Here is an 11,261-nt window from a genome sequence, read left to right on the forward strand (position 1 = left end):
ACCTCAAGGGAGAATCTTTGAGAAAGGGAATCTTGAAAAATGAATAAAAAATGACCTTCTTTAAATGATCTTTCTTAGTGGCACGGTTTGACCGAAATCACTGGCATGGTCAGACCGAAATAGCCAACCCATAAGCACCCTTATCTACTGTATTTCCTTTAGTATATTTTGCTTTACCCTCTCTAATATCTGAAAAAGTAGGCGCATTTCGGTTTCTAATTTTGCTCATTAACACTAAGAAAACCCAATAGTAAAATGCTCCTAAGTAATCAAATAAGTACATCGGTCTTAAATTTATCTCTGAAAATTGTGGTAAATGCAGATGGTTGACGGTTATCAGCTTGCGATAGAGTGGGAAGTAAAGACTGGGAGGTTATGACTCTGGATCGTCTCCACGACTATATAACTAATTCATTAACTGCCTTTCAAAGAAATAAAAGTACTTTATTATGTTTTCATATTTTCCTTGGAATAGGCCATCCTTAATTGAAATTGTAATCTCATTCGGGTATTCTACAAGCAAATTAAATCTTGGTGAACCCAGTGGTCTTGAAGATTTATCTTTTGGATAATCTATGATCTTAATCACCTCTAATAGATCATTTATTTCATTAATAATTTCATTATCTAATTTATACTCCTTCAAGCCTATTATTTCAGTGTATTTTTTTCCATTATAAATGACCTTTCCGTCAGAGAAAATCTCAACCTCAAAAACTGGACATGTACCGTCACAGGGCTCAATTTCAAAAAACAACTTATTAAACTTTCTCGTCTCTAAGGGGATGTATTTAAAGAATTGAGAAGTGTCATTATCAATAATTAAGGTGAATTCATTTTCCTTTTCAAGTTTTACAAAGCAGGTATCATAGATGTTTTCAAAATCTTCCTGCATGTTCTTGACAATTAGCATTTCATTATTATAAGTGAACTCAAATAAGCCTGGGGCTTCATAAATAGGATGCATCATTACAGAATCCCTGAATAAAAGAATTTTATCCTCGTTAAACCAAAAGCCATTTAGTTTTTGAGAAATCTGTTCTTCTCCTCCTCTACTACATGAAAGGATAGTCAAAAAGAAAAATATGTAGAAAAGTTTCTTCATTGTTCTTGAAATAGTCCACAACCTTTAGCAGCTACCCGAAGGTGACGATTTAGAAGCATTTCAATGTCAGCCAAGCAGGACTTTTGTAAGCACTGAACCGCCACTTTTGAGTACGTATTGTTATAAGCTGCTTTTTTGTTCGTCATATTGCAGTCAGTCATAAGTCCATTCTGTCAAAGTCAAGGTATTTGAATTTCTGTCAAGAGATATAATAAGAAAATAATAGGTGTAACACCAGCTTTCTGGTTCTATTAATCTTTCATCGTCTTTATTAAACCAATCTATTGAAAGAATGTAGAATTCATTGTCATTAAGTTCTTTATAAATTTCATAATACCTGTCTAATAGTAATGAAAATTGATTTCTGTCGTCACCCCATTCAGATTCATTAATAAAGTCGGAGAGAAATTTTGTTGTTCCTTTTAAATCTGTTTTCTTAAAGTCGGAAATTTTTATTTTCTCAATATCAAATGCTTGTCTTAAATAACCTTTGTCGGGTTCTTTCTTTATAAAATCTCTTAAGCTATCATACGAGAAATGTTTTGTCCTTAAAAACGTGTCAACAATTTGGTCGCTATCTATTTGTTCTGTAACTCTAATATTAAATTCAGTCAAGTTAAAACCTTGAAAGCTTTCGTCAATTTCGATATGTCGTTTAGTCTCGAAGATTGTCATTAATCACCCTTCCAAATATACTGTGATAAGCCAGATTTTAATTCCTTCTATTTTATCAACCATTAAAACTAACCATCTCCCAATTCCCAACAAATACCCCACAAATGTCATTGCGAGCAAGAGGCCATTGAGCCTGTCGAAATGTTCTCTTATGTGGCAATCCTGCCTTCGATAGACGAGACTGCTTCAACCTCTAACATTCAATATCACCCCCACTTAGGGTATTTTTACCCATCCCCAAAAACTAAAAGCCTCGGCTTTGATGAGATCTTTATAGATTATATTATTAGCTACTGGAAATATAAATTCCCAGGATAGGAAGGTGTAGTCACAGACTTACTTAGTTGTGGCAATCCCATCATTGATAAATGAGACTGCCACACCATTCTAAATTTGACTTGCAGTGAAGGTCCCAGTCAATGAAAGCTATAATTTTAATCGTTTTGTCCAGTATATATAATATAGTTAACAGCTTGATAGGGCATCATGTTATAATGGGGCGCATTTTCACCTACAACGGAAGTAACTTTATCGTCATTCCACCATGAGCAGTCAGGGGCTGATATATCATCTCCAGAATCACAACTGTTATTTCCCGATGGACGATATTTATACCCTCCAATGTTATGCGAATGACTTGGCATTTCTTCCTCTGTCAACCTATGCTGATATTCTCCACCGGTAAAGCCAAGAGGCCAATTGTTTGATGGATCATAGTTCGGGTTTCTGCTATCAGATTGGGGCCCCATATCGGGTATGCCGGTTCCCAAAAGTGTTCTACCTGCCAAATTGGGCGTAACATCTGAATTTAAAGCAGATATTAGTTTTTGATACTTGCTTGGAATAGCAGAACCGTCACACAATAACCAGCCGGGAGGCTTAAGTTTTATGTCTAGTGCAAACGCAACGATGGTCCCCATTGGTACCAAATCCATTGGAATATTCATAATATTTTTAATCTTATATCCTACTCTTGAGGCTTTTCGGTTTCGCCTCCTATTATGATCTGAATAGGAACAGACCGTTTTTTTATGTTGGTTCTGGTCTCAACATTTGCATAATCTGTTGTCACTGGATATCAATCGTAATCATATGTCTTTACCATTTATAAATTGCCTTTGCTGAAATAATGATTAGTCTTTAACAGACTTATTCATTATTGCTTGATTGACAAGTCCAGTTTCATAAATTGGCATTATACTAATTTCAAAACTAAAAAATTCAGACAAGATAAAAAATACCCCACATAGGGTGTTTTTACCAATCCCCTAAAAGAAAAAAGCCTCGGCTTTGACGAGGTCTTATCGATAAAGTAATTAGTTACAGGAATTACAAATTCCCAGAATAGTAGGGTGGAGTGGTATACTCCACCCAGTCGGGGGGTTATACAATACCGCCATGATTAAAATTAGCACAATCTGCCAAATGATCTTTATTTATTGTAATGCTTTGTTTTTTTTCTTCTTGTCAGATTTCTTTTTTAACCTAGCTTCAATCTTTTCTTCTGGTGAACCTTTAATCCAAGTAAAGGAACCATCCCTTTCATAATGAAAACTTGCATATATATGCATATTATCCTTTTTTAAGAATAATCCATAATGGTTTGGATAAGCTTCAACCTTCTTAAATTCATAACCTCTTTCAATACAATATTTACGTCCTTTTCTTTCAGCACCTTTGTCAGAAAGTAAGGTCATTAGCTTAATAAACCCAAAAAGTAGGAGAATTAATTCAACAATAGAACCTATGACGATGCCTACAATTTTAATTATTCCCATTTTTCAAAATCATGAAATTTCAAATCTCTTTTGCGTAACTGATTCGTCTCATAATCTTTAATATCCTCCCATGTTTGGTTTATAAATCCGTCATTGTCATACCAAATATCTCGGTAGGATAAGTGCATATGCCATCTGTCATTTCGCTAAAGAATATTACTTGCCTAGCAACCATTCTTTCAACACTGCATTCATACCTACATGCCTACTCTCAGTAGGTTCGGTCGCTCCGGCCACCCGAATGCTTGGTTATTGTAGGTAGCTTTTATTATTCTAATAATCCATTTATTTCATTGCCCAATATTTTTCCACCGTTCAAATATACCGTATTTAATCCTGCCAATAATAGAAGTATAACAGGTGTCAGAACAACAATTAGGTAGAGTAGTGCTCTATTCATTTTTACACTTTTATACTTTTCTTCTAACTTAAAGATTCTTTTATTTTTAATAAAAATCTGGTAGACAAAGAACAAGATAAGAGCCATGAATCCGAATACAACAATCATAATTGTAGACTTTTCGTATTCTATTGGTTCGCTAAAAATTTTCTTGTCAATGAAAGTTTTAATAGGCAAAAGAATCGCAAAAGACATAAAGAAGTAAACCACACTGATGTAAAGGGTAATACTGTGCTTTGGTGAGTCATTCTTTCGTCTATATTCCTCGAAAAGTTTTGCGAAAATTAAATTCATTCAATTCGGTTTTTTTAATTACCTACAACCTAAAGTGTTATAAACGTAATCTAGTCAAAAATCTAAACTATTTTCTTAAGACTATCAAGATTGCGGTTAGAACAAAATAGAAACACCAAAACTAACCATCTCCTCATTCCTTTCAAATACCCCACTTGGGGTATTTTACCCATTCCCAAAACAAAAAGCCTCGGCTTTGATGAGGTTTTCTACGATTTAGTTTTTTTACTGGAAAGACAAATTCCCAGGATAGTAGGGTGGAGTGGCATACTCCACCCAGTCGAAGATTCAAAGGTGCATTTCATATTTCATCAGTAGAAGGATTAATAATTCTGTTCAATTTTGGTTGAATCCACCAGATGCCAATCGGCCAAAAGATCATTAGAAGAACATACTTTAAGTATTCTCCAAAAGTAGCCTCAGTTCCTTGTTCTACAGTTCGTAATGCCTTACTAGGATAAAACATAAATTGAAACATGGCATACATTAAGTAAGTAATCCATATGAATTCAAGTAGTCCGTTACTCGAAAATTGTCCATTAAAAACTGCAACGATTATAATCATTGAGATTATCAGTATGAAAGCGTTCACAATGAATAGTGTCCTTGGTAGTTCCACTCTTATGGGCAGGTGTTCAGTTAATTGAAGTCCAACTGCAAAATACCAGAAAAAGCAAATAATCAGTCCGAATGAATTCATGGCTAAATTGAAAAGTTCGTTGTTCTCCCAAGTGAAGTTTGACGTTATAGAGCCAGTTAGGAGTATTATAAAAACCTGCCAGTGTTTGAGTCTTAGTATGAATTCCATTAGAGTTCTAGATGATTTTGCCATTAGCATCAATGACAGCCAACGTAAAGTATTTTACCTACAATCTAGGCAAAAAAATAAACTATTTTCTTAAGACAATCAAGATTGCGGTTAAAACATCCTTGGACAGCCAGCCCCGGTTATTTCGGGGAAGTCGGTTAGCCAACTCTTGTATCAATTAGCTCAGCCTCATTCCGTAATCAAGAATTTCAAATTCCAAAGATAGTAGGGTGGAGTGGCATTATTCACCCAGTTTGGGTACTAGCGACAACTTGATTTAAGTTTTAGAAATTAAAAAAAGGTCAAAATAATTGCTGTAATAAGAAAAACAAAAAACAATAAAATGAAGGCAATTAGAGTGATATAGCCTACAATCATCACAAAATTCTTTTGAAAATAAATTGATATGGATTTTCTTATGCCTCTATCATTTAGAGGTTTATACAGAATCAAATAAAATTCACTCTTAAAATTGCTTAGAATTATAGAAGATTCTTGATGGTTTTCCGAATAAACCATATTCGTAAATTGATCATATAGTTCCTGAACTGTATGATTTAAGGCATCATATAAGTTACTATCTAGTGAAGATATAATTTCTAAAAATGATACATTAAGTTCCTTACGTATTTCTTGTAGCTTAAATATTATTTTATCCTTACTACCTTGTTTATCTACTATCTGATTCCCTGCTAATGCACTATCTAATTCCTCATTAAAAAGTTTATCAAGTTTTATAAACACATCATCTAGAAAAGTGATTTTTGGAGTAATAATTACCTGCATATACCAAGACCTCTTATCATCTTGCTTTGAAGACCAATGTTTAAAAAGTCTTTCAAGAAAAAATAAAAAAATTATAATGTAAGAATGTATTTGTATTTCCAATTCTTTCTGTTTTTATTTTAAAAAATGTCTTTTAACCCATAATTTCTTTTCAAGGAGTTTCTTGCACTTCTTAATGCTTCATTTATATCATTTAAAATGATTTTTCTTTTTAGGCTATCAATAGAATCATCAAATATAAAATTATATTTCTTAGAGAACTTTTCATATCCCAAGTCTTTTATACTTGAATATAAAAAGCCAAGAAAAAAAGACGGGCTAATAGAAGTAGTGATTTTAGGAATAACTATATCAATTATCAAATTTTCATTCTTGTCTAATTGGTCCAATCTAAATGTTTTTCTACTATCTTCTCCTTGAGGTCTTCCTGAAAACATACTATTATTAGCACCCAGAACTTCACTCAAATTTATTTCCTTATGTTTACTTTGTGTGCTTTCCATTATTAATTTTATTTAGTAAATGTTTTTTATTAAGAAAAACTTTTACACTAAGCATAGTCCCAGGCAATTTTGATTTCAATTGAATCAAATTTGATGGGTCCGGTGGCAATTCTAAATCATTTTCAGAGTTCAAAGATAACTTATAGCTATCATTAGTTAACTGTGGTTTATATTTTTTATTGCAAATTAATAAAGTCTTTCCTGTATAAACTTTTAATGAAGGGAATAAGTTTCGGCTTTCATCTTCAAAATCTCCAATAGCAAAGAATGAATTTATAAAAGACATTGTACCTGATCCCCTACTTTCCTTTTCAAATTTTAATCGACTAATTCCATCTTGCATTGCATATAAAGTAAAAAGATCCTCTTTATTGAAATTTGAAAAGCTTTTAATTTTAAGACTTTTGGTAGCATGATTATCAATATAATCAAATATTTCTTTATTTCTATCCCGAGTTTCCATTAATCCATCATAGATAGAACCTCCAAAATTATAAAAACCCAAATTTAGTTCTCCTATTGGATTCACCTCTGATTTGTTAATCAGAAAATTAGCAGTAGCATACCATATTTCAAACGGGCTGTGATCTTCAGCGTTACTTAAGACTTCAGCTATTATTTTATCAAGTTTATTTCTACCTTCAAATGTTAGTTTTAAATCTATATCATTAAGGCAATTATTTACATATTCAGCAATTTTTGTTGTAATCTTACTCTTTTTGTTATCAACATGTTTAATTTGTCTCTTACTTCCTCTTAAAAAACCAATTCCTGAACGAGGAATGAGCTCGTTTAATTCTTTGTTTGCTTTGAGTTTCGTTATAAATCCATTTATTAATAAGACTTTATTTACTTCAAAATTTTCAGATTCTATGATTTCGACCTCAGGTTCTATTTTCAAATATCTCAATCTAGAATTTATTTTTTTGAATTCTTCCATCATTTCAATTCTAAATATCTGAAGTAAAAAGAGGGAGCCTAAATCTATTTGTGTACACTTAGAAAAATCAATAATTAATTTTGATCTATGGTAGAATACATTGTAAACACTAAAAATAAATTTTTTTATAACTAAGATTGATGCTTCATAGTTATTACTTAAAGAAAATGATCCTGAGACTACAACTTTATTAGATAAATCTATGTTATCAAAAAAGCCTACATCATCCAAATAAGATTTTAATTTAAATTTACTATTTTCATAAATCCTTCTATCGTATTTTAAAATAAAATCAACCTTTTCTTGATAGGCTCTTCCCTTTGTAAATTCCTTTTTTCCTAAAATTTTTAATCTTCTTTTCTTTACTTCTTTTTTTCTACGTTTTTTTTGTAAAATCCAATCAGATAATCTTCTTTTCTTCATTAACTACAGGTTAACCACAATCGCCTACCTTAAGATAATTATGTGGTAAATTTTTACGATAGCTCAGATATTCTAAACTATTTAAATTGATTTAAGAATTTCTTTTAAGCGGTTAAAAAGAAACTATTTGTAAATATAAAATAGCTAGACTTTAAATAAAATACCCCGCTTGGGGTATTTTTCACCAAAACCCCACAAAAAAAGCCCTCCAACCGAAGGGCTTTCATAATTTATTGAATAGGGTTTAAACAACTTATATAATCTCTTTGCTTTCTTAATTTAAGAAATTTGAATGTTTAAATCCACTGTTTATACAAATTTGCTCGGTTTAAAAGGGGGATTAAGTAGTATTGATTCAATTAAACATTTTTAAGTGTGGTTTTCCATATCTCCAAAATCAATCCCAAAATCAATATCAAAGATTTTTTTGGGGTTTACTCCATATGCTTTAGACAATTCAATAATTGTAGAGAATTGAATGTCTTTTTTTCCTTCTTCATATTTTTTTATGTCCGCAAAATCGAGGTCACATCTTAGAGCGAGTTCTCTGTAGCTCCTATTGGATTGTTTTTTTAGGACACCTAATCTTTCTCCTAATAATTTTAATAACCGTTCCTTTTCTTCAGGTTTCATTTTTTCTTAACTGATGAATAAGGAAGATGTGAGAAAAAAGAATAAATTTTGTTGGTCTAAAAACCAACACTTAGATATTTTTTTCTATATTTGTAGTAAGTGAAATTTCAAAATTTGAAATGGACCTATAATTTTGCGAATGAAATAAAATCATTTTTGATGCATTCGCACTTTGCGTCTCTTAACTGAAAACCGCCAAATTCTTTTAGGAACGAGACAAAAAGTGGGGAAATGCTCACGCCTCTGGCGTGGGCTACTCGCTTGCTCGTTCCAAGGTGCTTGGCGGTACCACAGTTAGAGTAAGAAAGAGGGCCTGCGCCTTATTTTTTGCCCTGAGACGTTCCATATAAACTTTAAAGCGATGGAACAGAAAACAAAACATTTTTCAGCGTTTGACCTTTGGATGGAAAGACCGACCCGTAAGGAACAGAAATCATCAGTTTTTGTCCCTCAGCAGTCTGGTATCACCATCTTTGACCTGGTCTTCCGCCGCAAACCAAAAAATCCTATTTGAGTCGCAAGATGATAGTAGATAGTATCAAGACCCGATTTTTGTCCTGATACTAATACTTATCCCATATATCGATACCGTGAATAATAACCGCTATCAAACCTTTTGTTAAATGAGTAGTGACCTGTTCCGATTGCTGATTGAAGGAACGGCAACAATTGAAGTACTTGATACTGAAATCTAACTACTTCATACTCACAAAAAAACGGTATCCATTTTTAAGCAATCAAGATCAATCCGGTATCTAGTCTAGCTACTTGATACTAAAATCTTGATACTTCACTTCGTTGGCTGCATTCGCCTGGGGGACGCCCCTCGCGTCTGGTAGGGCAGCCTGACCTGGGGCTTTATTAGCTCTGGGATTAATTAAATGATTTCTTAAAAAATGTAGAAAGAAGGAAGCTAAAAGTCGAAAGACAAAAGCCGAAAGCTTTGGAGTACGTATTGGACAGAGAACACAGGGACTTGAAGTCGGTGACGGAAATTACCCCCTAAATCCCCCTGAAGGGAGGGACAAGCGTAAAGAAAACAGTCTGTGACTGTTTTTAGCGAGTAGCCAGCTTGCAGGGCAAGTGATTTCGTTTACGAGATCGGTTCCTCACCCTAAAGGGGGAGGCTAGGAGGGGGTAAATACGAGATTGCTTCTTCCCTCTGGTCATCGCAATGACGGATTCGAGGACGTTCTCGTTTCCGTGCTCCAGTCTTTTATCTAGCGCATGTCCCGATCTCTATCGGGGTCTTGTGTCTAATATCTATTAAGACTTTAGACCAGGCATTCCAATATTTCTACAAAGACCTTAATAACTATGAAAGCGTTAACGAAAAACTGCTTCCTGGGATTGCTATGTCTTTTTGGAAGCAAAACATATAGTCAGGTTGCTTCACCTCCCGCCACTACTGGGCCGGAAACTGCTCCGGCTCCGGTGGTGGTGTATGGGGAGATTAAGGCCTATCATGATATTGATGAAATCGAACTCTGGGTTTGGAAAGAACATTTTGGCTATTATGCTACCTGGCCTGAGCCGCAGGTCTATAAGACCAAAACACAGAAGGGAAATCTCCTGAGGGCATCCATGGGGATGAAGATTTTCTTTTTCCAGCTTCCTGCCATTGATAAGCCGGTTTATATCCAGTTAAAGTCCAATAATGACAAATACTTTGATTCCTATCTGGCTGCTCCCGGAGATAGTCTTAGGGTAAGGATAGACCTCACTTTGGGAAATACCGTCTTCTCAGGGCCGGATGCGGATAAGTATGAATTGCAGTACGAATTGTACAGGACCAATTCGACCGAGAGGTTCAAGCAACCGCTTAGCATGGTGACTACAGACAAGAAGGCCTTTCTGGACAGAAATGATAACAGGGCCCAGTACGCCAAGGCACAAAGTGACACCATTCGCTTGGGGCGCTATCTTCATTTTGAGGAGAATAGCACGGAACTAATTCCCGATTTGCTTAAGGCACTTGCACTGGATTATAGACAATGCCCCGCTTATCAGTCTTTGTTGAGTCAGGAGAAAGAGTATCCTGATTACCTTTTGGAAACCTTGGAAGCGGATATCCTGTCGAAACAATATACCCGCTACCTGTCCCAGCTTAATAAAATAAGTCCTGCTGATCGTGCAAGGTATCAGGAAGAGATTAAAAGTATTATCGACCAACTTCCTGAAGGTACATTTACTGTAGACACCAAAGTGAGAAGCCCTTATTACAGGGATTACCTACTCCAAAAGAGTCTCGCACAGGCTTATGCAAGTCATCAACCCATCATGGATAGGCTACTGGGGATTGCTCCTGATCCGCTTAGGGATAGGGTAGTAGCCAAATACCTGCTCTTATATGCAAGGATCATGGATGAGCCGGAAAAGCAGTTTAAGCAAGCCTTTTCTTTTATCAGTACTCCCTGGATCAAGGATAAGCTGACAGCATATGCCGCGTCAAGGTCAGCAGGCATGCCCGTCTATGATTTTAAACTAAAGACGCTTGAAGGAAACACGGTTACTCCGGAAGACCTAGCAGGGAAGGTGGTGTTGATTGATTTTTGGTATACAGGATGCAAAGCATGCATCATTTATTTCCGTGAAACATTGAGCAAACTGGAAGATCATTACCGGGACAATGACCGCTTCGTGGTGCTCTCGGTTTCCGCGGACAGTGATCCTGACACCTGGCAGAAAAGTGCCATTGGAAACAGGTATTCTTCTGCCACTGCCCTTAACGTCACCACATCAGGTACAGAACATCCTTTGTTGGCCCATTATGACATCAAGTCTTATCCCTATCAGATTCTGATGGATCCAAAGGGAAAAATCATCCAAATAGGCAGCGTCAAAGGCCCTTTAGAAGAATTGACCAGGATCATAGATAATCATCTAGATGTTCGGTAATCCAATAACACTAACCCT

Annotated in this window: 12 protein-coding genes; 2 read left to right on the top strand and 10 right to left on the bottom strand. The window is 34.9% G+C overall.

Annotation, left to right across the window (positions count from 1 at the left end):
• Window positions 1-406: 406 nt before the first annotated feature.
• The 10 genes from KMW37_RS21825 to KMW37_RS21870 form a co-directional block, all read right to left on the bottom strand.
• Window positions 407-1,105, bottom strand: coding sequence for a DUF6438 domain-containing protein (locus tag KMW37_RS21825; RefSeq protein WP_215226764.1), 699 nt, complete (start codon window positions 1,103-1,105; stop codon window positions 407-409).
• 153 nt (window positions 1,106-1,258) lie between these two features.
• Window positions 1,259-1,720, bottom strand: a complete 462-nt coding sequence (locus KMW37_RS21830) for a hypothetical protein (protein WP_215226765.1) — start codon at window positions 1,718-1,720, stop codon at window positions 1,259-1,261.
• A gap of 494 nt (window positions 1,721-2,214) precedes the next feature.
• Entirely contained in the window at window positions 2,215-2,727 is a 513-nt protein-coding gene (locus tag KMW37_RS21835; protein ID WP_215226766.1) for a phage tail protein, read from the bottom strand.
• A gap of 489 nt (window positions 2,728-3,216) precedes the next feature.
• On the bottom strand, window positions 3,217-3,558 hold the full coding sequence (locus KMW37_RS21840; protein WP_215226767.1) for a hypothetical protein: 342 nt from the start codon (window positions 3,556-3,558) through the stop codon (window positions 3,217-3,219).
• A 268-nt stretch (window positions 3,559-3,826) separates the two neighbouring features.
• Entirely contained in the window at window positions 3,827-4,252 is a 426-nt protein-coding gene (locus KMW37_RS21845; protein WP_215226768.1) for a hypothetical protein, read from the bottom strand.
• A gap of 301 nt (window positions 4,253-4,553) precedes the next feature.
• Entirely contained in the window at window positions 4,554-4,817 is a 264-nt protein-coding gene (locus KMW37_RS21850) for a hypothetical protein (RefSeq protein WP_215226769.1), read from the bottom strand.
• A 534-nt stretch (window positions 4,818-5,351) separates the two neighbouring features.
• Entirely contained in the window at window positions 5,352-5,948 is a 597-nt protein-coding gene (locus tag KMW37_RS21855; RefSeq protein ID WP_215226770.1) for a hypothetical protein, read from the bottom strand.
• A 17-nt stretch (window positions 5,949-5,965) separates the two neighbouring features.
• Window positions 5,966-6,349, bottom strand: a complete 384-nt coding sequence (locus KMW37_RS21860; protein ID WP_215226771.1) for a hypothetical protein — start codon at window positions 6,347-6,349, stop codon at window positions 5,966-5,968.
• Window positions 6,330-7,712 (bottom strand): hypothetical protein, encoded by a 1,383-nt coding sequence (locus KMW37_RS21865; RefSeq protein WP_215226772.1) that lies wholly within the window; start codon window positions 7,710-7,712, stop codon window positions 6,330-6,332. The genes KMW37_RS21860 and KMW37_RS21865 overlap by 20 nt, the downstream gene beginning before the upstream one ends.
• 369 nt (window positions 7,713-8,081) lie before the next feature.
• Window positions 8,082-8,345: a helix-turn-helix domain-containing protein gene (locus KMW37_RS21870; RefSeq protein ID WP_215226773.1), complete on the bottom strand. Its 264-nt coding sequence runs from the start codon at window positions 8,343-8,345 to the stop codon at window positions 8,082-8,084.
• Window positions 8,346-8,706: 361 nt separating this feature from the next.
• Between KMW37_RS21870 and KMW37_RS21875 the strand changes: the two genes are divergently transcribed.
• Together KMW37_RS21875 and KMW37_RS21880 are read left to right on the top strand one after the other, a co-directional pair.
• A complete protein-coding gene (locus KMW37_RS21875) occupies window positions 8,707-8,859 on the top strand; it encodes a hypothetical protein (protein ID WP_215226774.1) in 153 nt (50 codons plus the stop codon).
• 803 nt (window positions 8,860-9,662) lie between these two features.
• Window positions 9,663-11,243 carry a TlpA family protein disulfide reductase gene (locus tag KMW37_RS21880; protein WP_215226775.1) on the top strand — a complete coding sequence of 527 codons (1,581 nt, stop codon included), beginning with the start codon at window positions 9,663-9,665 and terminating at the stop codon, window positions 11,241-11,243.
• Window positions 11,244-11,261: the final 18 nt, after the last annotated feature.

The organism is Echinicola shivajiensis (genome assembly GCF_018642165.1).
GTDB classification, from domain to species: Bacteria; Bacteroidota; Bacteroidia; order Cytophagales; family Cyclobacteriaceae; genus Echinicola; species Echinicola shivajiensis.

Coding starts and splice junctions, on each gene's coding strand:
- KMW37_RS21880 (WP_215226775.1), top strand. CDS start 9,663: ATGAAAGCGTTAACGAAAAACTGCTTCCTGGGATTGCTATGTCTTTTT.
- KMW37_RS21845 (WP_215226768.1), bottom strand. CDS start 4,252: ATGAATTTAATTTTCGCAAAACTTTTCGAGGAATATAGACGAAAGAAT.
- KMW37_RS21875 (WP_215226774.1), top strand. CDS start 8,707: ATGGAACAGAAAACAAAACATTTTTCAGCGTTTGACCTTTGGATGGAA.
- KMW37_RS21850 (WP_215226769.1), bottom strand. CDS start 4,817: ATGATTATAATCGTTGCAGTTTTTAATGGACAATTTTCGAGTAACGGA.
- KMW37_RS21840 (WP_215226767.1), bottom strand. CDS start 3,558: ATGGGAATAATTAAAATTGTAGGCATCGTCATAGGTTCTATTGTTGAA.
- KMW37_RS21860 (WP_215226771.1), bottom strand. CDS start 6,349: ATGGAAAGCACACAAAGTAAACATAAGGAAATAAATTTGAGTGAAGTT.
- KMW37_RS21825 (WP_215226764.1), bottom strand. CDS start 1,105: ATGAAGAAACTTTTCTACATATTTTTCTTTTTGACTATCCTTTCATGT.
- KMW37_RS21865 (WP_215226772.1), bottom strand. CDS start 7,712: ATGAAGAAAAGAAGATTATCTGATTGGATTTTACAAAAAAAACGTAGA.
- KMW37_RS21835 (WP_215226766.1), bottom strand. CDS start 2,727: ATGAATATTCCAATGGATTTGGTACCAATGGGGACCATCGTTGCGTTT.
- KMW37_RS21870 (WP_215226773.1), bottom strand. CDS start 8,345: ATGAAACCTGAAGAAAAGGAACGGTTATTAAAATTATTAGGAGAAAGA.